The sequence below is a fragment of the Pedobacter hartonius genome (assembly GCF_900107535.1).
Lineage (GTDB): Bacteria > Bacteroidota > Bacteroidia > Sphingobacteriales > Sphingobacteriaceae > Pedobacter > Pedobacter hartonius.
In genome coordinates, this window is the sequence record NZ_FNRA01000005.1 from 67,840 (window position 1) to 92,378 (window position 24,539).

The window sequence follows — 24,539 nt, forward strand, 5'->3', positions numbered from 1 at the left end:
TACCTTTCGAATAATTTATATTTGAGTAATATAGCACAAGAATTTAAGCACAACCAAATTATAACTAGCACAACCAAATTATCATTTTATGCAAATCAAATCTTTAGCCGAATACGAAGAAACGTATAGGTTTAGCGTGGAATGGCCTGAAAAATTCTGGGCCGGAATAGCTGAAAACTTCCTGTGGAGAAAGAAATGGGATAAAGTTCTGTCCTGGAATTTCACCGAACCAAATATCAAATGGTTTGAAGGCGCAAAATTGAACATCACTGAAAACTGCCTGGACCGTCATCTCGCAAAAAACGGTGACAAGCCGGCAATTATCTGGGAATCCAATGATCCCGAAAAGTCAAGTATTACCCTCACTTATAAAGTATTGCATGAACAGGTCTGTCGCTTTGCCAATGTGCTGAAAAAGAACGGAGTAGTAAAAGGAGACCGTATTTGTATCTATATGCCGATGGTGCCTGAGCTGGCCGTTGCCGTACTGGCATGCGCACGTATCGGAGCGGTACATTCCGTGATATTCGGTGGTTTTTCTGCCAAGTCGATCGCCGACAGGATCAATGATTCTGCCTGTAAACTGGTGATTACCGCTGACGGATCTTTCCGTGGCAACAAGCAGATCCAGTTAAAAGAGGTGATTGATGATGCACTGATCGGCTGTCCTACAGTTGAAAAAGTGATCGTACTGACGCACACCCGTACGCCGGTTTCGATGTTAAAAGGACGCGATCTCTGGTTTGAAGATGAGATTAAACAGGTAGATACTCACTGTCCTGCTGAGGAAATGGATGCTGAGGACATGCTCTTCATCCTGTATACTTCGGGCTCTACAGGTAAACCTAAAGGAGTTGTACATACCGTTGGCGGATATATGGTATACGCCGGTTATACTTTCAGCAATGCATTCAACTATCAGCCGGATGAGGTTTTCTTCTGTACTGCTGATATCGGATGGATTACTGGTCACTCTTATATCGTTTATGGCCCGCTGTCACAGGGAGCCACTACGTTGATGTTTGAAGGAGTGCCTACATATCCTACGCCATCAAGGCTTTGGGAAGTGATAGAAAAACATAAAGTTAATATCCTCTATACTGCACCTACGGCCATCCGCTCACTGATGAGTTATGGTAAAGAACCTCTTGCAGGAATAGATCTGAGCAGTCTGCGCGTTTTAGGTTCAGTAGGGGAGCCAATCAATGAAGAAGCATGGCATTGGTTTGACGAAGAGGTGGGACATAAAAACTGCCCGATCGTAGATACCTGGTGGCAAACGGAAACAGGAGGCCTGATGATCTCACCTATTGCCTTTGTCACGCCGCTCAAACCGGCCTGTGCCACATTGCCGCTGCCTGGTATCCAGCCGATCCTGGTGGATGAGCAGGGCAAGGAAATTGAAGGAAACGGAGTGAACGGAAATCTGTGCATTAAGTTCCCCTGGCCTGGAATGCTGCGCACTACGTATGGAGACCATGAACGCTGCAAACAGACTTATTTCTCTACTTACCCCGACCTGTATTTTACGGGAGACGGGTGTATGAGGGATGAAGACGGTTATTATAAGATCACCGGACGTGTGGATGACGTGATCAATGTATCCGGACACCGCATAGGTACTGCAGAAGTAGAAAATGCGATCAATATGCACGCCGGCGTAGTTGAAAGTGCCGTAGTTGGGTATCCGCATGAGATTAAGGGACAGGGCATCTTCGCTTTTGTGATCTATCCGAAACTTCACAGTGAATCTGAACTGACAAAAAAGGACATCCTGCAAACGGTAACCCGTGTGATCGGTGCGATCGCCAAACCTGATAAGATCCTGTTCGTTACGGGCTTGCCTAAAACACGTTCAGGAAAGATCATGCGCCGGATCCTGAGGAAGATTGCTGAAGGTGATACCGAAAACCTTGGTGATACCAGTACCCTGCTGGATCCTGCAGTAGTAGACGAAATCATTGCCGCTGCCAAAAAATTATAGGCAGGTATCGCATGAAAACAAATTCTTATCCATGGTGTTGTCTATACAGTTAAATATCAAATAACTAAAAACATACTACTATGGATAAGTTAGAGTTAAAAGGAAAATGGAACGAGCTGAAAGGTAAAGTGAAGCAGGCTTACGGTGATCTTACTGATGACGACCTGAAACATGAAGAAGGTAAAGATGATGAACTTTATGGAAGAATTCAGCAAAAAACCGGTAAGACACGTGATGAAGTGATCAACTGGCTGAAATCGTTATAAGGTGATAATGCCTGATCGTACAAGACATCAGATCTTATAGGAGTTTATCCAGGCTTCGCTGAAAAAAATGGTATGTTATATTCCGGCTGCATTAATTCGCTACGCGAAAGAACGGCCAGGGCGGAATATAACATACCATTTTTTTTGAGGTTATCCTGTAGCATGATGGCTTGTATTCGCGGTCTGGCAGGATACTTACCAGATGGCTTGCGCCTTGCTGAATACGGTAGTTTGGCCGCTTAGTTTAGGACATCCATTAGAAGATCTTTAAAAAATCAGGTGAACTCTATGACGGCCTGGCGTTCTTTTGCGCAGCAAATTAATGCAGCCGGAATAGAGTTTACCTGATTTTCCATAAGAGATGATCCTGTGATACGATACGGATGATCCCATGATTCTGAATAACCGGTTATGCGCAACAATCACATAGCCGGTTTTATGCTTAATACCCGAATATCTGCTCTAAACTCAGTGTATTCAGTTTACCAAATTTTTGCATTTCCTCTGTTTTTACTTTTTTATCAGATGCAACGATGCAATAGCTGTAAGGCTTGTTTGCAACCTTCTCCGCATGAAAAGCTTTGATATCTGCAAAGGTCAACGGTTTCAGTCCGTTATACTCATCGATCCTGGAATCATGGTCAAGCCCCAGTCTTTTATCCGCATAATAATGCGTAATGATATCATCCTTTGTTACCCTTGAAGTCTCAATTGCATTTAAGGCGCTGTATCTCGAAGATTCAAAGTTCTTGTCAGATTCCGGCAGGACATTCAGCAGCTCATTCATGGCTCCGACTGCGTCGGTCATCTTGTCTGCCTGGCTACCTACGTAGGCAACCATTGCATAATCCTTGGTTTTCTTATCCGGGGTAGAGTAGATTGCAAAAGTTGAGTAGGCCAGTGCTTTCGATTCCCTGATGGTCTGGAATACAATAGAACCCATACCGCCACCAAAATAGCTGTTAAACAGGGTGATTTTTGCAGCCTGTGTGGGGTCATACACACCGTTGTTCCTGATCCAGCGGATCTCAGACTGCACCATGTCATAATTGGCAAAGTATACCTGATTGTCTGTGTTGCTGGTATAAGTAAATTTCTGTGCAGGTGCTGCCTCTGTGAAAGCGGCAGGAAGAGTATGTACCTTCTCTATATTTTTGGTAAACACATCCAGGGTTTCCGGCCCATAGTAATTGATGCTGTGCTTGTAATTTTTCAGGTGGTGTATGATGTCAAGCAACTGAGCTGAGGTCATTTGTTTCACCTCGTCATTTGTCAGTGCAAAATTTAAAGGGTTCTGAGGCCCGTATTGCGCATAGCTCATCAGACCGGAAAGGATGGCTGCTTTATTCAGTTTGGTATTCTCCCTTGATTTAAGGATACTGCTTTTTAGTTCTGTTAAAGCGGTCTCATTCGCCTTGCAATTGGCGAAGATGTGCTCTACAAGGTTTACCGCCTGGTCGAAGTTTTCCTGAAGGCCGCTGATGGTTACTGTGGTGATCTCATTGGTTACGTTAAAGCTGTAATTGCAGGCGATGTTGTAAAACTGTTTGCTGATCTCTTCGGCAGTATATTTATCTGTACTCAGGTAAGTAAGGTATTTAGCCGCAAAAGGAGCCATCTTATTGTTCCAGGTACCCATGTCAAAGCGGTAGCTGAGGTTGAAGATACTGTTTTCCTTATTTTGAACAGTCACCACATCGGCAATGCCGGCCTTACCAAAATTAAGGTCTTTGGTGTAATCCAGGAACCTTGCCTCTATAGGGTTTGACGATGCGGCAAGCAGGTCTCTGGTGAAGCCTGAAATCTCATTGGTATTTGTTTTTACCGGTGTAATCGCCGGTTTCTCTACCTTCTGAATGCTTTTATCCTCCCCTTTATGTTTTAAGATCACGACATAGTTGTCTTTGAAAAACTGGTTCGCAAAGTCTATAACTTCCTTTTTTGTAACCTTAGCCATGGCATCAGGATTACCGAGCGACTTGTCCCATTTGGTAGCCCGGTTCAAAATGAACTCGGTGGTGATGGTCTCTGCGCGGAAATCGTTTTTATCGAAAGACTGCAATAAGGCAAGTTTGCTGTTGGCCACAGTAGCTTTGATCAGGCTTTCATCAAACCGGCCTTTTTTCAGCAATCCGACCTGCTCCAGTAACAACTGTTTGGCTTCCTCCAGCGTTTGCCCCTGTTTGGGCTGTGCCAGCAGGATGAAGGTACCATAATCTTTCATCTGCTGATAACCTGCTCCTGAATTTAAAACCCTTTGTTTTTTATTCAGGTTGATGTCCAGCAGTCCTGCTTTTTCATTGGAAAGAATACTGCCGATCAGATCCAGTAACATGCTCTGCCGGGTGTTTTCGGCATAACCACGGTATCCGATCCTCACTACTTCTGCACTTGGGCCATAGATATCTGCCGTCTGAATTTTAAGCAGTGGTTTTTCCGGTGCCGGGGCATAGGGAACTATGGGCCTGGATTTCATATAGGAAAAATCTGCATCTATCTTTTTGATCATCTCATCTGATTTGAAATCGCCGGATAGAACGAGTGCCATATTATTGGGCACATAGTACTTGTTATAGAATTTGCGGATCTCTACCAGCGAAGGGTTTTTCAGGTGCTCAATGGTACCGATGGTAGTTTGCTGACCATAGTTATGCGTAGGATATAACAATGCGTTCAGCTTTTCGCTGATCTTCCAGCTGTCATTGTCCAGTCCGCGGTTCTTTTCTTCATAGACCGCTTCCAGTTCTGTATGGAAAATGCGGAATACGGGTGCCCGGAAGCGCTCGGCTTGCAAAGCCAGGAATTTATCCGTTGCATTTGAAGGGAAATCTTCTTCGTAAACGGTTTCTTCATACCAGGTATGGGCATTGGTAATCTGTCCGCCAATAGATTTCATCATCTTGTCATACTCATTTGCAATCGAATAATTTGAGGCTTCTCCCGATGTTTTGTCTATCTCTGCATAGATTTCCTTCCGTTTTGCAGGATCGGTCGTGGCGTGATATTTTTCATACAGGCCCTCAATTTTGTCCAGCAGCGGTTTCTCCTTTGCGTAGTCCATCGTACCAAAACGGTCAGTTCCCTTAAATAAAAGATGTTCCAGGTAATGCGCCAATCCTGTAGCAGTACGCGGATCGGTATTACTGCCTGCCCTTACGGCCATTCTGTACTGGATACTCGGTTCTTTGGTATTTTCAGAAAGAATTACCGTCAGCCCGTTTCCGAGGGTGTAAAAGCGGGACTTGGTAGGGTCATTGCTGACATACCTGTAGGTGTATCCACCGGAGGAGGCTGACTTCCATTGATATACAGTCTGAGCCATCAGGCCATGCCCCGCGAGCAGGAGGCACAACAGCGATAATAAATTTTTTTTCATCAGTTTATATTTGATTTTAATGGTGAGGAAGCTATCATGATCCTTAGTCCCTTTCCCTGAGTTCTTCATTTGAATTCAGGAACCCGGAGGCTGGTTTCGTCAGGTGAAAAATCATGAAGCTTTCCTATTTAATAAGTTATCCTCAAATATACTTTTGAAAATGAAATTATCACAGTTTTCATCCTATAATCTTGTACTTTTACCCCCTATGAAGAAAGAGCATTCCAGACCCAATATTTTAGTGGTAAATGATGACGGCATCACTGCGCCGGGTATTAAAAATCTGATTGAAGCTGTGAAAGAGCTTGGAAACGTAGTGGTGGTGGCACCTGACGGGCCTCAGTCAGGAATGGGACATGCCATTACCATCGGGAAACCCTTACGTTTCAATAAGGTAAACCTGTATGAAGGTGTAGAAATGTATAAATGTTCAGGTACACCGGTAGACTGTGTAAAACTGGCCGTTAATAATATATTTAAAGGCAAAAAGCCGGATCTGTGTGTTTCAGGGATCAATCACGGACTGAATGACTCGATCAACGTCATTTATTCAGGTACGATGTCTGCCGCGGTAGAAGGAGCGATAGAAGGGATTCCTTCCATAGGCTTTTCCCTGGATGATTTTTCTGAGGAAGCGGATTTCAGTCACTGCCTGAAATACGTCAAAACGATCGCACAGCAGGTACTGGATAACGGATTGCCGCAGGCTACCCTGCTGAACGTGAACTTTCCCAGGGGTGCAGGGATCAGGGGCATCAAAATATGCAGGCAGGCAAATGCGAAATGGACGGAAGAATTTGATGAACGCATGGACCCGCATGGCCGTCCGTATTACTGGCTGTCTGGCGTGTTCGAGAATAATGATAAAGGTGAGGATACAGACGTATGGGCATTGGAACATAAGTATGTTTCAGTTGTACCCGTGCAGTTCGACCTCACGGCGCACCATGCAATCCCTGTTTTAAATTCATGGACATTTAATGATTAACAGGATACAAAATAGTGTTTGGGCGGGCTTCGGCATCGGGCTGTTTGTTCCCGGTGTATTGGTTGGCATTGTATGGTTTATCATGCACCGTGTTCCTTTACTGGCGAAGGCGGACCTGCTGCTGATCGGCTGTATTGCCGTAAACGCGTTGCTGCTGAAATATTTTTTTAAGATCAACAAGGAAAATACCGGAAGGGGAATTTTGAGTGCCACATTTATCTGGGGCTTTCTTTTCTTCTTTTATAAAATATCACAATCATGAAATATTACCTCGTAGCCGGTGAGGCGTCCGGCGATCTCCATGGGGCTAACCTGATAAAGGCACTTCGTGAGCAGGATGCGGAGGCAGAATTCAGATATTTCGGCGGCGATAAAATGAAGGCCGAGGGAGGGACCCTGGTCAAACATTATGCTGAGATGGCCTTTATGGGTTTCACGGAGGTTATATTTAATCTGCGTACCGTTCTCAGAAATATGAAAGCCTGTAAAGAAGACGTTGAGGCTTACGCGCCTGATGTGCTGATCCTGATCGATTTTCCGGGTTTTAACTTAAAAATAGCCGCTTTTGCGAAACAGCAGAACATCAGGGTATGTTACTATATTTCTCCGAAAGTATGGGCCTGGAACCAGAAGAGGGTGCTGAAGATAAAAAAGGTGGTAGACAAAATGTTCTGTATCCTTCCCTTCGAGGTAGATTTTTATAAGAAATGGGGGATGAAGGTAGATTATGTAGGTAACCCCCTACTGGATGAAAAAGCTGCTTTTGTACCGGATGGTGATTTCCGGCTGAAGAACGGGCTGAATGAGGTTGATATTATTGCCCTGCTTCCGGGAAGCCGCAGACAGGAGATAGAACGCTTACTTCCTGAGATGCTCAGTGTCATTGAGCATTTTCCTGAGCAGCAGTTTGTGGTAGCGGCGGCACCAACTTTCCCGGCTGCTTATTACCAGCAATTCATTGCTGCTAAAAATGTAAAGCTGGTATTCGGGCAGACTTACGATCTGCTCCATGTTGCAACTGCGGCAATCGTGGCCTCGGGTACAGCTACGCTGGAGACCGCGCTCTTTAAGGTACCACAGGTAGTCGTATACAAGGGAGGGACAATTTCCATTGCCATTGGAAGAATGGTGATCAGGGTCAGGTTCATTTCATTGGTGAACCTGATTATGGACAGGGAAGTAGTCAGGGAACTGATCCAGAATGATTGCAATACAGAGAACCTCAGTGCCAGCCTTCAGGATCTGATCAGCGGGCCTGAAAGAGAACGTATGATGGAAGATTACCTCGAATTGGCCCGGTTGATGGGAAAACCCGGTGCTTCAGCCAGAACAGCCGGTCTGATCAGCAAATACCTGAAAGGATCGTAGTTCAGATTAACAGTGACGGATCTTCTCAGGCAGTCCTTTTCACGAGGAGATTGTTGATCCTGTTGACCACATCATCCAGATCGAAAGGTTTACTGATGTAGTCATCTGCGCATACCTGCGAACTCATCTGTTTGCTCCTTGGATTTGCAGACATCACAATTACAGGAATATGCCTGGTGAACATATCGCTTTTCAGGTCATCACAGATTTCAATGCCGTTGCCATCAGGCAGCATCACATCTATAACAAACAGGTCAGGCAGCGAGTCCCTCAGTTTACTTTTTAGTTCACTGACAGACGAAGAAAGCTGGAGTTCATAACCCTCATCTTTCAATAAATACTCAATGATATATCTGATATCGCCATCATCTTCAAGAACATGTATTCTTTTAGTCATATCCAATCCTCTATAATTTCAAGTTTAATTGCTATCAAACATTGTTCCAATATAGAAACGACAGGTGCTGACGGTATAGCTATGTTGGGTATAAAAAAAGCTGGCCAGATGATATCTGCCAGCTCCTTATAGTGTGTGTTAATGATTATGCTGCGTCAATTGCTTCGCGTAATGCTTTTGCAGCAGCTGCAGGATCTTCTGCGCCATAGATAGCAGCACCGGCAACAGCAACAATTGCTCCTGCTTTGATTACAGCGGCAACGTTGGTGATATTTACTCCACCTGCGACCGATACAGGTACACCTGCACGTGCAGCTTCGTCAATCAGCACCTGGATAGAATATCCTTCAGTCCATTGCTCATCTAAACCTGCATGCAGCTCTACGAATTCAGCTCCCAGTTCAATTACTTCCTGAGCGCATTTCACACGGTCTGCTACGCCAATAGTGTCAACAACAACACCTTTGCCATGTGCTTTACCTGCTTTAATTGCACCTGCGATTGTTGCATCACCTGCGGCTCCCAGAACGGTAACGAGGTCGGCACCAGCTTTAAAAGCGATATCAGCTTCTAATTCACCAGCATCCATTGTTTTTAAATCAGCAAATACCAATTTATCAGGGTGTGCAGCTTTCATTGCGGTAACTACTGCAATTCCTTCGTTTTTGATCAGTGGAGTTCCCAGTTCAATGATATCGATATAAGGTGCAATTTTTGCAGCGAGTTCTAATGCATCTTTTGTAGTCAGTAAATCTATTGCGACTTGTAATTTTGCCATGATGATTTGTTTTTATGTATGTAATTTGAGGTTTTGTTATTCAAGGTTGGCATGTCTTTTCCACAACTCTTCAGCCGGAGTGCCATCGGCAGCCCAGAGGGTTTGAAAAATGGCATCGTTCAGCAGCAGTACTGCCTGTTCGAATAAACTTCCTGCATATTGGGCAGAGATAGTTTTTCCGTGATCCTGTTTCTGTGCCGCAGGCAGGATCAGTGTAAGGGCTGATAAGGCCGCCAGTGGCGAGTCGGCCGTAGTGGACATTGCAATCACGACAGCACCGGCAGCAACTGCTTTTTCTGCAGCTTTAACGATCGTGCTGGTTGTACCGGATCCCGAAGCGGCAATGAGCAGGTCTCCTTTCCTGATGGCAGGAGTAGTAGTTTCACCGGCAACAAAAACTGTCAGGCCAAAGTGCATCAGCCGCATAGCTGCTGAACGTAAAGCCAGACCGGAGCGGCCTGCACCAATCAGAAAGATGCGTTCTGCATGTTGAATATAAGGAAGGAGTAAGGCAATCTGATCAAAATCAAGCTGCTCTGCCAGTTTCAGGTTCTCTTCCAGGATCAGTCCGAGATTTGTTTTCAGTCCGGCAGCGGTTTCCTTTTGAACGGGTGTATTCATATACTTTCTTTAATCTGCGTCAAAGGTACCCTGCTCTGCTGCCTGTACGTTATACTATATGCGCATTATGTGGGACAATCAGGAAACACAGGCGACAGAAGATCACAGGAATGCCATAAAAAAATGGGTTTTGGAAATAAGTACAGCTCAATTTCCAGATAGTCCAATGCCCTGTATCAGGAAAAAGTATATTTGAATAATGGAAACGCATACAACCTTGGGATTAGAAAAATCATTGATCTATATCAGAAACCTGGAACATTGTCCTCCGAGTTATCTGAATGATCCCGGCAGTAAGGATTTCTTTGAAATCGTATGGTTACAAAATGAATTTCCGTTACATGCTGTTAAGGATGAGGAGGAGCAGGGAAAGGGCGACTGGATCTATCTGATTCCGCCATACCGCGTACACCAGTTGAATAAAGCAGGTAAAAATGGTATTCTGCTTTCTTTTAAAAGGGATTTCCTGGAGGAAGAGGACAAAGAGTTCTACCTGGACATTTTCAAGATCTTTAACATTCAGGGAGAATTTTCCTGTCTTCCCTTAAGCGCAGATAATGCGGCTGAACTGCGTAAGATTTACCTGTTGCTCGAAGAAGAATACAGCGCGCAGCCCGACAGTTACGTTATCCTGAAAGCGTTACTAAAGGTATTCCTGCTGAAACTGATCAGGATCAAAGAACATGTTTTCACGGCACAGGATGTGAACCAGAAAAGGGTATATGAGTTTATGATATTGCTGGAAGGAAATTATCAGCAGGAGCGTAATGCTGACTTTTATGCGGATGTGCTCGGGATCAGTTCCAAGCGGCTTAACCAGATCCTGAAAGAAAAACTTGATAAAACTGCCATGCAGCTGATCCATGACCGGATTATCCTGGAAGCAAAGCGGAAGATCATTCACAGCGAAAACACCTTAAAAGAAATCGCCTATGACCTTGGGTTTAGTGACCGCCCTTATTTCAGCAGGTTCTTTAAAAAGCAAACCGGGTCTTCACCTGAAGATTTCCAGAAACAGGCAAAGAGCCATATCGAGTCTAAATTCAATACTTTGGTTGAATAGGAATCAGGCCCGAATGAAAAAGGAACGCTGTTAAGCCAGGTGTTTTTCAATTAGCTTTAGAAGATCATCCAGGTCAAAAGGTTTAGCTATAAAGTCATCCGCGAGCGCCTCTTTACTGCTTTCTTTTGCTGTTGCATGGGCAGACATGATGATTACCGGAATATGTCTGGTATCGATGTTCTGTTTCAGTTTTCGGCACAATTGCAATCCGTTACCATCCGGAAGGCGGACGTCCATCAGCAGCAGGTCAGGCAAGGTATTGAACAGGTTTATTTTAAATTCTCTGGCATTTGCAGCTACGGTCACTTCATAATCCGACTGCTGTAAAAGGTATTCTATTACATCCCGGATAGCTTCATCGTCTTCTATAATCTGTATTAATTTGGACATGTTTCAAATATAAGTATTGTTAAATAAAAATTAGTGTATAAAAATAATATGCAGTGTTATTATACTGCGTGTTCTTTAGAGGAGAACTAAGAAGCCTGAAGGTGCTTTTCTATGCGGGCTACCAGGTGGTTCAGGTCGAATGGCTTACTGATAAAGTCATCGGCCGCGGATTCCTTTCTGATTTCGTCTTCGTTTGAATGTGCAGACATAATAATAACAGGGATATGTTTGCTGAGGTCATTGTTTTTGATGTAGCTGCAGATCTCTAATCCATTTCCGTCGGGAAGCATTACGTCAACCAGGTAGAGGTCTGGCAGGGGATTCTTCATATTGGCTAAAAAGTCCTTTACGTTGGCTGACGACTGCACTTCATAGTCAAAATCCAGCAGAAAAAATTCTACAATATACCTGATATCTTCATTGTCCTCCACTACATGTATATACTTCTTCATCGTTTCATTATATGGTCATTGATGAATGACAACGGAAACAGAAAAAAATAGTTTTGTTTTTTTAACTACCCAATTTTAAACAGCGGTTGATAAATAAAAAATGATGCAACAACTCTATACATTTGATTTTTTTATTAAAACTTTAAAATACTTTTCATTTTTTTTATTAAAGTTTCAGTTTATTTTTTATGTTTGAAGTATTAACTCTCTCAATTAATGAACATCACTACCGAAAATGGCAGGAATTTAAGAATTCTGTTAATAAAGGAACTTTATTATAAGCATCCTCTTTCTCTGACCGAGCTATGTAAAGTCACTAAAAAGAGCCTTTCATTGGTAACCAAGGCGATTGGTGGCTTAGTAGATGACGGGTATGTTGTTGAAGAGGGGCTTGCACCTTCAACTGGCGGAAGAAGGGCTTCCCAATTCCATTTAAATCCGGACAAGCAAAAATATATTGTTTCTGTTGCAGTTGATCAGCTGGTCACACGGCTGGTGATGTATGATTTGGCCAATAATGAAGTTATACCGGTAAAGTCTATTGATCTTTTGATCGCAGATGATCCTGATTCTGCAGATAAACTCATTGATTTTATCCGGGAGAACATTCATACATCCGGTATTCAAATAGACAACCTGATAGGTTTAGGTTTGGGCATGCCCGGTTTTATCAGTATTGAAGAAGGAGCCAACTATTCTTACCTGAAACCAAAAAAGGATGTCAATCTGCGTAAATATTTAGCTGAGGAACTGGGCATACCGGTGTTCATAGACAATGATTCGAGCCTGATTGCTATGGCCGAATCCAGGTTTGGAGTGGCTGCCGGCATGAGTGACGTCCTTGTTGCTAATATAGGCTGGGGTACCGGCTTGGGCATGATTTTAAACGGACAGCTCTACAGGGGCAAGGGTGGGTACGCCGGGGAGTTCAGTCATATTCCGCTCTCCAATAAAAATAACTTATGCTCCTGCGGCAGAAGAGGCTGTCTGGAGGTAGAAACCTCACTGTTAGTCATGACCGAGAGGGCAAAATCTGAAATTGCCGAAGGCGCAGCGTCAAGCATGACCGAGCTTTTTAAAGACAGGGGCAAAGATATCGGAGAGCAGTTCCTGCTTGCAGCACGTAACCATGATCCGCTGGCTGTTTCCATCCTTTCTGATGCTGCATTCGCGTTAGGGAAGGGATTGGCTACGCTCATCCACATCATGAACCCCGAATGCATTGTACTGAGCGGACGCGGGGCAATTGCCGGTAAATTGCTGCTGCCACCTATTCAACAAGCGATCAACCAGTTTTGTATTCCAAGGATGGCAAATCAAACCTCTGTTGTTCTTTCAGAGCTGACTGATCGTGCACAACTCCTTGCAGCTGCTGCTTTAGTAATCGAGAACCACAAATTCGAATAAACATTCCAACCATAAAACAACTAAACATAATCAACATGAAAAAAATCTACGTGAGGTGTTTTTGTGTCCTATTGTTAAGCCTCTTGACAATGAGCACCTATGCACAAAAGACAGTAACAGGAACGGTGAAAGATGCCGGAGGCGATCCCCTTCCTGCGGTAAGTGTAATGGTAAAAGGTACAAAACTGGGTACCAATACTGACGGGACCGGCAGGTTCTCCATATCAGCGCCTGCAAATGCCGTATTGGTATTCAGGTACCTGGGCTTCAAAATACAGGAAACAGCAGTTGGCACATCGGGTATCGTAAATGTGGTATTGCTGGAAGATAAAAATGACCTGTCTGAGGTTGTTGTGACGGCACTCGGAATCCAGCGGGAAAAGAAATCCCTGGGTTATGCCGTACAGGAAGTGAAAGGCAGCACCCTGGTTGAGACACGTGAACCGAACCTGGTGAACACGCTTTCCGGTAAAGTAGCGGGATTACAGGTTACGCGTTCGAGTAACGGGCCTGCGGGATCATCAAAGATCACCCTGAGGGGGAATAATTCACTGACGGGTGATAACCAGCCGCTTATTGTTGTTGATGGTATTCCGCTGAATAACTTTACAGGGAACATCAATCCTTCAAGCGGTGTGCTGAACAATGATTACTATAACCCGGCAATAGATATGGGAAATGGTCTTTCGGATATCAACCCTGAAGATATCGAGAGTATTTCCGTGTTAAAAGGCCCATCTGCATCAGCGCTATACGGTTCAAGAGCCGGTAATGGTGTGATTATGGTGACCACCAAAAGTGGGAAATTACAAAAAGGACTCGGAATAACGGTATCCTCTACTTTAGGCATTGAAAGCGTTTTTACTAATCCTAAATTACAGGGCGACTTTGGTCAGGGCACCAATGGTGTTTTTGATAAAGTTTCTGATTTAAGCTGGGGACCTAAAATCAGCGGTCAGTCGGTAGCTGCATGGAATGGCGACGGCCCGCTCCGGTCGTATGATAACATCGGTAACTATGTTGATCAGGGGATCAGTTCCAATCAAAGCGTTTCTTTCCAGCAACAGGTAAATTCTACCTCGGTCTATACCTCATTTAATAAGCTTGATGATAAAAGTATTATCCCGGGTGCAGAACTGCACAGAACTAACCTGCTGGCCAGGGCAACCAGCAAATTTGGTAAGGATGACAGGTGGGTAACGGATACTAAAATACAATATACCAACTCGAAGGCAGAGAACAGGCCAAACAACGGGGCAAATGTGAACAACGTGTTTGCTACATTATATAATCTTCCAAGATCCCTGGACATTACGCAGTTTAATCCATCTACGGACAGAGACGGTAAAATGATCTGGTATAATCCGACCAGTACCGACCTCAACCCTTACTGGGCCAAACAGTATAACCTGAACCAGGATGTTCGTGACAGATATGTGATGAACGGGTCTGTAAAATATAATTTTAACAGCTGGCTGAATGCAGAGCTCAAAGGCGGTGCCGACAGCTACAGCACTACTGTTGAGGGTAAGTTATACGGAGGAAGTCCTTCTTCAGCAACAGGTCAGTACAGCCTGAGCAAGGAAACTTTTACAGAAACTAACTTTAGTGCTTTGATCTCCGGCCGTAAAGACAATGTTTTCGGCCGTTTGGGCGGAGCGTTCTCTGCGGGCGGTAACCTGATGTCACAGGAAAACAGTATCCTGGGTTCCAGCTCAGGCCAGCTGGTCGTGCCAAACTTATTCTCCCTCAATAATGGTATAAACAGCCCCACTGTTTCACAGACTTACAGACGTAAAAAGATCAATTCAGTGTACGGTACGGCGCAGCTGAACTGGGATGGTTATTTATTCCTGGATGGTACATTCAGAAATGACTGGAGCTCTACTTTGAGCCCGTCCAACCGTTCTTTCTTTTATCCATCTGTCAGTTTATCTTATGTGGTTACTGAGATGTTTACAAAAATGGGTAAAACATTGCCAACCTGGTTAAGTTTTGCCAAACTGCGAGCTTCATACGCTACTGTGGGTAATGATTTGGGCGCATATCAATTGTACAACACGTATAATATTGGGAAAGACCCTAACGGAAATACTACAGCCAGCAGAAATGGCGTATTGTTCGATGAGAATGTGGTGAATGAACTGATCAAATCATTTGAAGCAGGCGCTGAAATGCGTTTCCTGAACGGCCGCTTTGGCTTTGATCTTTCATTTTATAAATCCAATGCAACCAACCAGCTGATTGACCTTCCATTAGACCCGCTGAGTGGTTATTCATCAAAAAAGATCAATGCCGGAAATATTCAGAATAAAGGTGTGGAGCTGATGGTGGATGCAAATATCCTCAGCAATCCGAATTCACTGAACTGGAACCTTTCTGCAAACTATTCACATAATGACAATACCGTAAAGTATCTGAGCGGTGATGTAAGTCAGTACAGACTTGGAGGATATGACGACATCAGTATCCTGGCTGTTGCCGGAGGAAAATACGGAGAAATCTACGGAAGTAAATTTTTACGGGTAAATAGCCCGGGCAGTGCTTTAGACGGGCAGCTGCTCCTGGATGCCAATGGTCTTCCTCAGAGAGGCGAGCAGAATGTGAAATTAGGAAACCAGCAGGCAGATGCCCTGATTGGTATTACCAACACATTTGGCTATAAAGGATTTAACCTGTCGTTTTTGGTTGACGGACGTTTTGGTGGAAAGATCTTCTCTGGCACACTGGCGCAGATGCAGGAAAACGGTACAGCCAATAATACGGTTGTGAATGGGCTGAGAGATAATATGGTTGCCGCAGGTGCTGTGTTAAATACCGCCAGCAATACCTATGAAGCAAATACGCATGCAGTAAGTCCTCAGCAATACTGGTCAGCTGTTGCCGGAGTTGGTAACCTGGGAATTACCGAGGCCAACCTGTATGATGCAACCAATATCCGTTTAAGAAACGTTAACCTGAGTTATAACATTTCTCCGAAACTATTGGCTAAAACGTTCGTTCAGCGGGCGAAGATCGGAGTGTCCTGTAACAATGTCTGGTTAATCACCAGCCACCTGAATGGCATCGATCCTGAGTCGGTTTTTGCAACAGGCGGAAATGCTGTAGGATTTGAAAACTCCAGCCCCCCAACCACGCGTACGTTCTCATTCAACTTAACCTTAGGCTTTTAATCATAATATAACCATATCATGAACTCAATATTTAAAAAATCATGCGTTGTCCTTACAGCAACCCTGATAATGGTATCCTGTAAAAAATTCGATGAAGTAAATGTAAATCCTACTGCTGCAAATGATGAGCAGGTGCAGGTTGAATATTTTATCAATAACTCTATTGTTGAAGCCCAGATGAACCCGGATGTTGCAGAAAGATCTTTTGTACTTTACTGGAAACCGGCAGGCCGGCAGGCCGCTGATGTGGACGGCGGCGTGATCTCATGGGCCGACTATAATGACGGCTGGTCCGGCGCCTATTACAACCAGGTATCAGGATGGCTGAACTCCGCAAATACGGCCATACAGATTGGTAATAAACAAATCGAGGCGGGAACGTCCAAAACATATACCAATAACCTGATCCAGGTAGCCAGGATCTGGAGAGCCTATCTGATGAGTGAAATGTCAGACAACTTTGGCCCCATCCCTGTTAAAGGTTTTGAAGGTGTTAATCCCGATTTTTCAGATGTTAAAACGGTTTATTATTATATACTGGATGAATTAAAGGATGCCAGTTCGAAACTGGACATGGCAGTAGCCAATCCGTCCGGCCTGGATAAACAGGATCCTGCTTACGGCTACAAATATGCCATGTGGAAAAAATACGCGAACTCTATGCGTTTGCGTCTGGCAATGCGTTTATCTGAAGTGGATGCCGCTAAAGCGAAATCAGAATTTGAAGCCGCCGCTGCAACAAACGATTTTATCACCCTTCAAACGGAAAGCTTCCAGGTACAGGAAGTAGATGGCTGGAGTGCGCTTACAGGGGTAATGACCAGATCATGGGATACACAGCCGCTTTCTGCTACACTGAATAATTTATTCGTTGGTCTGGGCGGTATCCAGACCCAATCACAGCTGGCGGGCAGCTTTCAGCCTTATATTAAACCTGCAAACTGGTTAGGCCAGAGATATCCCGATCAGTTCAGCACTAAAACGAATGATCCTGCGGCGGGATACTGGTTCAACGGATTACCGTTCACGATTGACCCGCGTGCCTATGTATTGTTTAGTATTCCCGGCGATATTAATAATACCAACTATCCGAAACAGAATGGCGACTATGATAAGATCACTAAAAGACTGCTTAGAAATGCAGCCGGAGCAACTGTAAAAGAAGTTGATGCCGCTTATACCTGGAATGCTAAAACTGACGGTAACTGGGGTGCAAAAGACCCGATGAACCAGTTAGTGAATTATGGTGGCACTATGCCGCGTATCAATAACCAATTCAGAAACAGTACCCAAAAGAGGTTGTTTTTTGGGCCATGGGAAACTTACTTCCTGTTGGCAGAAGGTGCAGAAAGAGGATGGGCAACTCCGGTTACAGCACAGACTGCCTATGAAACCGGTATTGCCAAAAGTTTTGAATACTGGGGCATAGCCTTAGGTACTTACCTGACATCTCAGGATTATAACAGGGTTGGAACTTCGGTGAGCTGGAACCACACTGCTGAACCAACATCCCGCGTGATGAACTACGAGGACGGCATCACCGGTGCTGCAGGCAGCACAACCGTAGCTTATCCAAAAAATGATCTTTACAAAAACGGAACGGTAAAAAATGATCACCTGACAAAGATCATCACTCAGAAATTCATTGCCCAAACTCCATGGTTACCTTTAGAAACCTGGAATGACCATAGAAGGTTAGGGCTGCCTTTCTTTGAAAACCCGGTTACCGAACTTCCTATTACCACATTGCCGGCATTAACGGATGCAACCTATATGACCAGCAGCGTAAAGTTTTTTCCGCAACGCCTGAAATATCCTTCAAGTTTACCGAATGCCAATTCAACTGGTTACGGTCAGGCTGTGAGTGCATTGGGCGGGCAGGATGCTGTTCTGACGCCATTGTGGTGGGCTCAGAAATAGTATAAAATGAACTGTTGAGAAGCGAATGGCCCGAGCAGCCATTCGCTTTTTTTTTACTCCAATCAAATACAGATTAGTTCATATTAACTTAACTTATTGTTTAATAGCTTTGCAGTATAATTTTAACAAATGAACAAGGTATTTTTATTCACTGCTTTACTGTTTTTATCCGTGCATGGGTTTGCCCAAAAATCACAGCCTGATCCTAAGTATAAGCTCATCAGCGGTGGAAATTATGTTCAGTCCAAGAATTACTACCTGCTGACCCTGTTCAACCAGGTCCCGGAATTGAAGAAGATGCTGGTAAGCGATCCGGTATTATCTAAAATAGGTTCCGGCAAACAGGCCGGCTTTGCTGATGCTGTAAAAAGCTGCGGGAAGGATGTGGGCTGTTATATCCGTGCAGCGAAATTTACCGACGAAGAAATCAGAAACGTAGGAGCAAGGCTTGGTGAGTTATACCGGGCAGATAATGAGCTGGGAAAACTGGTGGCAAATCACCTGATTCCTTCAGGATGTTATTCTTTGTATGCTGAAATGAGCGGCCGCGAAATGCTGACCCGCGTTTGGGAACAGGATGCGAAAGCAGTTAACTATACGATCAGTGTGTACGCTGAAGGACAAAAGCCGAATTACGCGCAGATAGATTCTATCAGTTTTAACGTCAGGGACAAAAGTTACCCTGAGCTGATGGCACTGAATACCGGGCTTTCCGCTGCTGAAGCAAAAAAGGAAGGGTTATTCTTTTCGCCTTCCCTGATTTTTGCGCTGCACAGCCTGGAAATGAATGAACGGAACCGTGCCGCAGATGAAGAACCTTTAGCTGAAACGGTAAATAAAGTGGCTTATGATTACTCCAAAAAGATAAAGTGGGAGCAGTACAGGTATACCCTGATCCTGGTTCCCGGAGCCGGGCCCGAAGAAAGGGACACGGAGCTCAGTGCGGGCGGAATGCTGAGGTGCCGGCTTGCTGCCCTGCAGTACCAGGACGGCCTTGCCCCCTATATTATGGTGTCAGGCGGCTGCGTTCATCCCTTCAAGACAAAATATAATGAAGCCCTGGAGATGAAAAAATTCATGGTCGGGGTACTTCATATTCCTGAACATGCCATACTGGTAGAGCCGCATGCCAGGCATACCACGACCAACCTGCGCAACTGCGCAAGGCTGATCTTCAGGTACGGTTTTCCTATGGATAAACCCTTTCTTACCTCAACTGCAGCCTCCCAGAGTTATTACATTACCGATATTGTTCCCGGCAGGTCTAAAAAGGAACTGGGTTATCTACCTTACAGAAACGGGAAGAGGTTTTCTGATACCGAGGCCGAAATCTATCCCCTGGCAGTTTCACTGCAGATCGATTTTGATGAACCAATGGATCCATAAAAGGGTGTTTAATATATTCTTAACATTAGGGTAATCCCATGAATATACGATAAGCCTACTTTTGGTGCCAAAGCTGAGGCTGACGAATATCATGATGGATAGAGACTTATTTCAGAAATTCTATCAGGAACATAAGAAAAGTGTTTTTGCAGTAGTGAACCTGCGTCTTCCGGATTTAGAGGATGCTAAAGATGTGGTACAGGAAATCTTTCTGGAGCTCTGGCTGAAAAGGGACAGCCTGCACACTATTCGTGAGATACAGCCCTATCTGTATGTAATTGCCAGGAACCAGGTGATTTCCGCTTTTCGCAGAAAAAATATCCAGCTGAAGAATGAAGGTCTTTTACTGGAAGGGCTGAATACCCTTGATCATTCTGCCGAAGAAAATACGATGGCACGTGAACTGCATCAGCAGATCAATGTGATCGTGGAAAAGCTTCCGGAAACAACCCGTCAGTGTTACCAGCTCAGTAAAAATGAAGGGAAGAAAAACGGAGAGATCGCAGACCTTTTGAATATCTCTGAGAAAACCGTACGTAATAATATTTCCGAAGCGCTAAAACGATTGAGAATCCTATTAAAGGAAAATCATCCTGAAATATTTGCCTTATTCCTTTTTCTGTTAAAATAAACTGTCTGCTTATAGCTGGTCGAAAAATTTCTGCATTAGTTTGAAATAATTGTCAAATACGGTCAGCGGTAAAGTTTCTGCGCGGTCATACACATCGTGATACGCCCTGATACCCCCCTGGGTGTAGATGAAGAAACTTGGAACCCCACGCTGGTAAAAACGGCAGTGGTCACTGTTGCAGGATTCAGCCCGGATATCAACTTTGGGCAGTAATTTGTACCTGTCGTTCAGTTGTACCAGCTGATCGAACCTGTTCCTGTATATCGTTCCGTTTACTACCCTGATTCCTTCCTCACCGGTGCCTGCCATGTCGAAATTGGTCAGGAATCTGATTTTTTTCAGATCGATCAGCGGGTGTTCAACAAAGGCCTCAGATCCCAGCATCCCAATCTCTTCTCCTGAAAAGGCAATGAATACCATCGTGTATTTGCCCGGATGGCTGCCATAATATCTGGCCATAGTCATCATCAGTGCCGTGCCACTGGCATTGTCGTTCGCCCCCGGAAAATAAACCTTCCTGCCCATCATCCCCAGGTGGTCGTAGTGTGCTGTGATCACGATCATGGAATCCGGTACGGCAGTTCCTTTGACCATGCCCCCTACGTTCCGGGGCTGATAATCTGCAACCAAACTGGCATCTATCTGAACATTGATCTGGCGTATACTTTTCGGATCGAGATCTTTTTTGTTCACCGTAATTACGGGTCTTACCGATTGATAGGTGTAGGTGGTCCAGGTAAGCTTTTCTGTAGTGTAGATGATCAGTCCCTTAAAATCCAGCTGTTCATCATATTCCAATCGCTGTATATTCTTTTTGATCTCGCTGCTCTCTTCCGGTGTTTCTTCCTTTTCGGGTCTGTTGTCCAGCAAGATAAATGAACCTTTGGCGCTTTCAGCTAATGTTGCTGCAGAGCCGGCGCTGATGAGCTGCGCCCTGCTGATGCTGATCACCTTAAACGTTCCTTTGACGGAGGGGCTGGAGGCACTGACAAGATAATCGACCGCAGTTTTTAAGGTAGCCTGATCCAGCTGAACTATGACTTTTCCCGGAAAGGTGTTTACAGAAAGGTGATAGTCCTGGAAGTAAGATCCGGAATTAAGAGGGGTTAAGCCATCCTTTGCAAATTCAGCAGCGATGAATACCGATGCCTTCTTTGCGCCGTCCTCTACATATCCGCGGCCCTTAAATTCGGGAGAAGCAAGTTTCCTGACAATACTGCGGCCATAGTTTACTTCCTGCGCCGTAACAGTTAGTGCTGTGGAAAGGCACAGGATACTGAGCGTCAGTTTTTGAAGGGGAGAGTTATATAACATGATTTTCAGGTAGTGTTTCGGCTTGTCTTTTCCCTCTGCGGCTATAGTAAACATTAAAGAAGTAACAAGGTATTAAAATTAAATAAGCGTACTGGTTGTTGGTGTATCTGGCCAGTGCTCCATAAACCAGGGGCATGATGGCACCGCCGGCAATTCCCATGATCAGGATCGCGGAGCCGCGGTTCAGCATTTTGCCGCTGAGCCCCCTCAATGCCTGTGGCCATATCGCCGGCCATAATAAAGCATTGGCTAACCCTAGTAACGCCACGAAGGCGATAGATGTTGCCCCGGGTACAAATATGACCAGCAGGGAGATCAGTACACCAAACCAGGCAGAATAGAGATAGGCTTTCTCCTGCGGAATGAAGCGCGGAATGGCATATACCCCGAAGATATATCCGGCCATCGTGCTTGCCAGGGTATAAGAGGTAAGGCTTTTGGCCACATCTAATGACAGACCATGATAAATTCCGTAGTTGCCGATCGTATCGCCGGCTATCACTTCCAGGCCAACTGTAGAAAATGTAGCGATAAAACCCAGGAGGAAGTTTATCCTTTGCCTGGCGCTGAGTTTAGGGCTATCCGCTGTTGTAAATGTTACGGCTGAAGAGCTGATCTCAGGTAAATGGGCAAATCTGATCAGAAATGCAATGAGCATCAGGATCAGGGCGATCACAATATAAGGCAGGATCACTGCATGTGCAAGGTTATCCAAACGAACATTTCGCTGTGCTGTAGTCATTTGCTCAAGTTCCCTGATCAATCCGTCAGAATTGTTGAGGATGACGGCTCCTAAGATCAGCGGGGCCAGTACGCCGGCAAATTTATTGCAGATACCCATCATACTGATGCGCTGAGCTGCCTTTTCAGGAGGACCCAGCAGGGTAATATAGGGATTAACTGCTGTTTGAAGCAAGGTAGTGCCGGTGCCAACGATGAAGAGGCCAAGCAGAAACAGGGGATAAAAGCGCATCAGCGCTGCCGGAATGAACAGTGCGCAGCCAAAGGCCATGACCATCAGACCTACACGCATACCTTTCACCATACCGGTGTATTCCAGTAATTTACTGGAAGGAATAGCCATTACTGTATAAGATATATAGAAAGCGAAGGTAACCAGATATGCCTGCCATTCCTCCAGTTCACAGGCTATCCTGAGATAGGGGATCAGCGTGCCATTTACCCAGGTAATAAAGCCAAAGATGAAAAAGAAAGCCCCGATAGTGGCAATCTGTTTATTCAGCCCTTTATTCGCAGATACTTCGATGGTAGTGGTTTCAGCCAGCATAATATTTGGTTAAATGGTTAGTATATCTGCCTTTCAGCAGATCTTTCATATAGTTGTTCAGGTCCCACTGGCATCCCGCTACGGCATTTGCCGCGATAGCAGACGGCATATAGGGATAGGGTCCAAACTCTGAGGTAAAGGTAAAAAATTGTGCGCCTTCATTTTTCTGAATATTGAGCACTTTATCCCAGCAGATCAAATGATGCTGCAATGCTTCCTGCCATTCATGATAACGGGGGTCCGTAATTTGCGGCCCCTGCGTAAAACCTACCCTTGAATGGATATGCGAGGTATGGAACAATGCCAGTTCAAGCGCTTCGTGCTGATCCTGTAAATAACTTTCTGCTACCGTATACCAGTGCGAAATGTCAAGCGTAAGCTTTAACCATGGCAGCCGTTCCAGGAACAGTTTGGTTTGATGTACCGCAAAGCTGAATTTTCCCCTGTGGGTTTCATGTAAGACAGGCACTCCCGTGCTGAGGCTGATCTCTTCGGCGCGCGACAGCAATTCAATATTTTGCTCAAAGCTGAAGTGGTCTTTTCCCGTATGTGAAGTGATGAACAGCGGGTCAATTGCTGCCAGTGCAAATAACCTCTGCTCCATCTCGGCTTTGTGCCTGCCAAAATTGTGGGTCACGGTATCCCAGTGCAGGCCGATTAACTTCAGGTCATACTTTGACAGTGACTCCATCATATTTTCCTGATCGCCGGGATGCAAAGGAAGACTGGCTTCCACTCCGTCGAAACCTGCATCCTTTACCTTGCGCGAGAAATCTGCCCATTTCAGCTCCTCACTGCCCCAGCGTGTGCAAAAAAATAATATTTCCATTGTCTATACTGCAAATTCTGTCTGCGGATCAATCAGCAGCGGGAAAAACTGCCCGCTTATTTTCTCACCTTTCGGTATCGCCGGGGTTCCGGGCATCAGCGTCTGCTCCGTGTCGGAAATGGTTCCGTCTGCAAACATATTGAGTACGAATGCCCTTCTGGATCTGTCAGAGCGGTTTTCATAAGACCCGTGTACCAGCAAAGGATGGTGAAAGGTGCCGTATCCCTTTTTTAATTCTATCGGCACAGGACTAAATGCAGCTTTTTGCTCGGCTGTCAGAAATTCCATCAGGCCTTCCATTTCACCCGCCAGTTCCGGTTTTTGCAGCAGTCCCCAGTTATGGCTTTTCGGTACGTAATACATACAGCCATTCTCAGTGGTCGCATCATCCAGTCCTACCCAGCAGGTTAAATGCTGCAGCGGAATTGTCCGGGTCCAGTAAGAATAGTCCTGATGCCAGGCCACTACACCGCCATGTTTAGCGGGTTTGCAGAAGAGCTGATCATGCCAGAAACGTACGGCCCTGTTGCCCAGTAACTGGCTCGCTGCCATTACAAATGCAGGGTTCCACAGGATATCATGAAAGCCGGGGGTGATCCTCCAGGCGCCAAGCGCATGAAATAATACCGAATTGGGGTCTGCAGATGCGTTGGAGAAGAATTGGTGGAAGAGGGTATGGTCCGGCAGGTTTGGGTCCATCATTCTGATCAGGTCGTGATTCAGCTGGTCTACCTGCCATTCCTCTAATAGTTTTATGCCGCTCAGATAACCATTTTCCTTAAAGAAGTCCAGTTGCTCATCGCTCAGGCGATATTGTTCCCATTCTGCTTTGCTGGTTGGCCATTTGAAAAAATCCGATACCAGCTGGTGGTATTCAGAAAGGTCTTGGAGTTGGTTCGTTTCCATTT

21 protein-coding genes are annotated in these 24,539 nt (G+C 45.0%); 11 read left to right on the forward strand and 10 right to left on the reverse strand.

Going from position 1 to position 24,539, the window contains the following annotated elements:
• Positions 1–88: 88 nt before the first annotated feature.
• Together acs and BLW16_RS10660 are read left to right on the forward strand one after the other, a co-directional pair.
• Positions 89–1,984 (forward strand): acetate--CoA ligase, encoded by a 1,896-nt coding sequence (gene acs, locus BLW16_RS10655; protein WP_090556574.1) that lies wholly within the window; start codon positions 89–91, stop codon positions 1,982–1,984.
• 80 nt (positions 1,985–2,064) lie between these two features.
• Complete coding sequence (locus BLW16_RS10660) at positions 2,065–2,250, forward strand: CsbD family protein (protein ID WP_090556575.1); 186 nt, start codon at positions 2,065–2,067, stop codon at positions 2,248–2,250.
• 442 nt (positions 2,251–2,692) lie between these two features.
• Here BLW16_RS10660 and BLW16_RS10665 read toward each other — a convergent pair whose 3' ends face one another.
• On the reverse strand, positions 2,693–5,626 hold the full coding sequence (locus BLW16_RS10665) for a M16 family metallopeptidase (RefSeq protein ID WP_175470550.1): 2,934 nt from the start codon (positions 5,624–5,626) through the stop codon (positions 2,693–2,695).
• 208 nt (positions 5,627–5,834) lie between these two features.
• Between BLW16_RS10665 and surE the strand changes: the two genes are divergently transcribed.
• Genes surE through lpxB form a run of 3 tightly spaced genes read left to right on the forward strand, consistent with a single transcriptional unit; the run spans position 5,835 to position 7,982 of the window.
• Complete coding sequence (gene surE, locus BLW16_RS10670) at positions 5,835–6,614, forward strand: 5'/3'-nucleotidase SurE (RefSeq protein ID WP_090556841.1); 780 nt, start codon at positions 5,835–5,837, stop codon at positions 6,612–6,614.
• Entirely contained in the window at positions 6,607–6,876 is a 270-nt protein-coding gene (locus tag BLW16_RS10675) for a stationary phase survival protein SurE (protein ID WP_090556576.1), read from the forward strand. The genes surE and BLW16_RS10675 overlap by 8 nt, the downstream gene beginning before the upstream one ends.
• Positions 6,873–7,982: a lipid-A-disaccharide synthase gene (gene lpxB, locus BLW16_RS10680; protein WP_090556577.1), complete on the forward strand. Its 1,110-nt coding sequence runs from the start codon at positions 6,873–6,875 to the stop codon at positions 7,980–7,982. The genes BLW16_RS10675 and lpxB overlap by 4 nt, the downstream gene beginning before the upstream one ends.
• 25 nt (positions 7,983–8,007) lie before the next feature.
• Here lpxB and BLW16_RS10685 read toward each other — a convergent pair whose 3' ends face one another.
• The 3 genes from BLW16_RS10685 to hxlB form a co-directional block, all read right to left on the reverse strand.
• Complete coding sequence (locus tag BLW16_RS10685) at positions 8,008–8,379, reverse strand: response regulator transcription factor (protein WP_090556578.1); 372 nt, start codon at positions 8,377–8,379, stop codon at positions 8,008–8,010.
• A 145-nt stretch (positions 8,380–8,524) separates the two neighbouring features.
• Positions 8,525–9,157, reverse strand: a complete 633-nt coding sequence (hxlA, locus tag BLW16_RS10690) for a 3-hexulose-6-phosphate synthase (RefSeq protein ID WP_090556579.1) — start codon at positions 9,155–9,157, stop codon at positions 8,525–8,527.
• Between the two features lie 36 nt (positions 9,158–9,193).
• On the reverse strand, positions 9,194–9,778 hold the full coding sequence (gene hxlB / locus BLW16_RS10695) for a 6-phospho-3-hexuloisomerase (protein ID WP_090556580.1): 585 nt from the start codon (positions 9,776–9,778) through the stop codon (positions 9,194–9,196).
• Between the two features lie 199 nt (positions 9,779–9,977).
• Here hxlB and BLW16_RS10700 point away from each other — a divergent pair, with 199 nt between their 5' ends.
• Positions 9,978–10,841, forward strand: coding sequence for a helix-turn-helix domain-containing protein (locus BLW16_RS10700; RefSeq protein ID WP_090556581.1), 864 nt, complete (start codon positions 9,978–9,980; stop codon positions 10,839–10,841).
• A 30-nt stretch (positions 10,842–10,871) separates the two neighbouring features.
• On the opposite strand, the gene BLW16_RS10705 is transcribed toward BLW16_RS10700, so the two are convergent.
• Both BLW16_RS10705 and BLW16_RS10710 read right to left on the reverse strand, forming a co-directional pair.
• Positions 10,872–11,231, reverse strand: a complete 360-nt coding sequence (locus BLW16_RS10705; protein ID WP_090556582.1) for a response regulator — start codon at positions 11,229–11,231, stop codon at positions 10,872–10,874.
• 86 nt (positions 11,232–11,317) lie between these two features.
• The gene (locus BLW16_RS10710) at positions 11,318–11,683 is read right to left on the reverse strand and encodes a response regulator transcription factor (protein WP_090556583.1); all 366 of its coding nucleotides are present in this window, start codon (positions 11,681–11,683) and stop codon (positions 11,318–11,320) included.
• A gap of 216 nt (positions 11,684–11,899) precedes the next feature.
• On the opposite strand from BLW16_RS10710, the gene BLW16_RS10715 reads away from it, so the two are divergent.
• From BLW16_RS10715 to BLW16_RS10735, 5 genes are all read left to right on the forward strand, one after another.
• Complete coding sequence (locus BLW16_RS10715) at positions 11,900–13,090, forward strand: ROK family transcriptional regulator (RefSeq protein ID WP_090556584.1); 1,191 nt, start codon at positions 11,900–11,902, stop codon at positions 13,088–13,090.
• Positions 13,091–13,125: 35 nt separating this feature from the next.
• Positions 13,126–16,263: a SusC/RagA family TonB-linked outer membrane protein gene (locus BLW16_RS10720; protein WP_090556585.1), complete on the forward strand. Its 3,138-nt coding sequence runs from the start codon at positions 13,126–13,128 to the stop codon at positions 16,261–16,263.
• An 18-nt stretch (positions 16,264–16,281) separates the two neighbouring features.
• Positions 16,282–18,183, forward strand: a complete 1,902-nt coding sequence (locus BLW16_RS10725; protein ID WP_090556586.1) for a SusD/RagB family nutrient-binding outer membrane lipoprotein — start codon at positions 16,282–16,284, stop codon at positions 18,181–18,183.
• A 129-nt stretch (positions 18,184–18,312) separates the two neighbouring features.
• The gene (locus BLW16_RS10730; protein ID WP_090556587.1) at positions 18,313–19,569 is read left to right on the forward strand and encodes a YdcF family protein; all 1,257 of its coding nucleotides are present in this window, start codon (positions 18,313–18,315) and stop codon (positions 19,567–19,569) included.
• A 91-nt stretch (positions 19,570–19,660) separates the two neighbouring features.
• Entirely contained in the window at positions 19,661–20,200 is a 540-nt protein-coding gene (locus BLW16_RS10735; RefSeq protein WP_090556588.1) for an RNA polymerase sigma factor, read from the forward strand.
• A 9-nt stretch (positions 20,201–20,209) separates the two neighbouring features.
• On the opposite strand, the gene BLW16_RS10740 is transcribed toward BLW16_RS10735, so the two are convergent.
• Genes BLW16_RS10740 through BLW16_RS10755 form a run of 4 tightly spaced genes read right to left on the reverse strand, consistent with a single transcriptional unit; the run spans position 20,210 to position 24,537 of the window.
• Positions 20,210–21,568 carry a M28 family metallopeptidase gene (locus BLW16_RS10740; RefSeq protein WP_245735218.1) on the reverse strand — a complete coding sequence of 453 codons (1,359 nt, stop codon included), beginning with the start codon at positions 21,566–21,568 and terminating at the stop codon, positions 20,210–20,212.
• Positions 21,504–22,802 (reverse strand): sugar MFS transporter, encoded by a 1,299-nt coding sequence (locus tag BLW16_RS10745; RefSeq protein ID WP_090556589.1) that lies wholly within the window; start codon positions 22,800–22,802, stop codon positions 21,504–21,506. Before BLW16_RS10745 ends, BLW16_RS10740 begins: the two co-directional genes overlap by 65 nt.
• Positions 22,792–23,631: a sugar phosphate isomerase/epimerase family protein gene (locus BLW16_RS10750; protein WP_090556590.1), complete on the reverse strand. Its 840-nt coding sequence runs from the start codon at positions 23,629–23,631 to the stop codon at positions 22,792–22,794. Before BLW16_RS10750 ends, BLW16_RS10745 begins: the two co-directional genes overlap by 11 nt.
• A 3-nt stretch (positions 23,632–23,634) precedes the next feature.
• A complete protein-coding gene (locus tag BLW16_RS10755) occupies positions 23,635–24,537 on the reverse strand; it encodes a phytanoyl-CoA dioxygenase family protein (protein ID WP_090556591.1) in 903 nt (300 codons plus the stop codon).
• Between the last annotated feature and the right edge of the window lie 2 nt (positions 24,538–24,539).

Excerpts from the sequence above, each read along its gene's own strand:
- acs (WP_090556574.1), top strand. The coding sequence starts at position 89 with ATGCAAATCAAATCTTTAGCCGAATACGAAGAAACGTATAGGTTTAGC.
- BLW16_RS10660 (WP_090556575.1), top strand. The coding sequence starts at position 2,065 with ATGGATAAGTTAGAGTTAAAAGGAAAATGGAACGAGCTGAAAGGTAAA.
- BLW16_RS10665 (WP_175470550.1), bottom strand. The coding sequence starts at position 5,626 with ATGAAAAAAAATTTATTATCGCTGTTGTGCCTCCTGCTCGCGGGGCAT.
- surE (WP_090556841.1), top strand. The coding sequence starts at position 5,835 with ATGAAGAAAGAGCATTCCAGACCCAATATTTTAGTGGTAAATGATGAC.
- BLW16_RS10675 (WP_090556576.1), top strand. The coding sequence starts at position 6,607 with ATGATTAACAGGATACAAAATAGTGTTTGGGCGGGCTTCGGCATCGGG.
- lpxB (WP_090556577.1), top strand. The coding sequence starts at position 6,873 with ATGAAATATTACCTCGTAGCCGGTGAGGCGTCCGGCGATCTCCATGGG.
- BLW16_RS10685 (WP_090556578.1), bottom strand. The coding sequence starts at position 8,379 with ATGACTAAAAGAATACATGTTCTTGAAGATGATGGCGATATCAGATAT.
- hxlA (WP_090556579.1), bottom strand. The coding sequence starts at position 9,157 with ATGGCAAAATTACAAGTCGCAATAGATTTACTGACTACAAAAGATGCA.
- hxlB (WP_090556580.1), bottom strand. The coding sequence starts at position 9,778 with ATGAATACACCCGTTCAAAAGGAAACCGCTGCCGGACTGAAAACAAAT.
- BLW16_RS10700 (WP_090556581.1), top strand. The coding sequence starts at position 9,978 with ATGGAAACGCATACAACCTTGGGATTAGAAAAATCATTGATCTATATC.
- BLW16_RS10705 (WP_090556582.1), bottom strand. The coding sequence starts at position 11,231 with ATGTCCAAATTAATACAGATTATAGAAGACGATGAAGCTATCCGGGAT.
- BLW16_RS10710 (WP_090556583.1), bottom strand. The coding sequence starts at position 11,683 with ATGAAGAAGTATATACATGTAGTGGAGGACAATGAAGATATCAGGTAT.
- BLW16_RS10715 (WP_090556584.1), top strand. The coding sequence starts at position 11,900 with ATGAACATCACTACCGAAAATGGCAGGAATTTAAGAATTCTGTTAATA.
- BLW16_RS10720 (WP_090556585.1), top strand. The coding sequence starts at position 13,126 with ATGAAAAAAATCTACGTGAGGTGTTTTTGTGTCCTATTGTTAAGCCTC.
- BLW16_RS10725 (WP_090556586.1), top strand. The coding sequence starts at position 16,282 with ATGAACTCAATATTTAAAAAATCATGCGTTGTCCTTACAGCAACCCTG.
- BLW16_RS10730 (WP_090556587.1), top strand. The coding sequence starts at position 18,313 with ATGAACAAGGTATTTTTATTCACTGCTTTACTGTTTTTATCCGTGCAT.
- BLW16_RS10735 (WP_090556588.1), top strand. The coding sequence starts at position 19,661 with ATGATGGATAGAGACTTATTTCAGAAATTCTATCAGGAACATAAGAAA.
- BLW16_RS10740 (WP_245735218.1), bottom strand. The coding sequence starts at position 21,568 with ATGTTTACTATAGCCGCAGAGGGAAAAGACAAGCCGAAACACTACCTG.
- BLW16_RS10745 (WP_090556589.1), bottom strand. The coding sequence starts at position 22,802 with ATGCTGGCTGAAACCACTACCATCGAAGTATCTGCGAATAAAGGGCTG.
- BLW16_RS10750 (WP_090556590.1), bottom strand. The coding sequence starts at position 23,631 with ATGGAAATATTATTTTTTTGCACACGCTGGGGCAGTGAGGAGCTGAAA.
- BLW16_RS10755 (WP_090556591.1), bottom strand. The coding sequence starts at position 24,537 with ATGGAAACGAACCAACTCCAAGACCTTTCTGAATACCACCAGCTGGTA.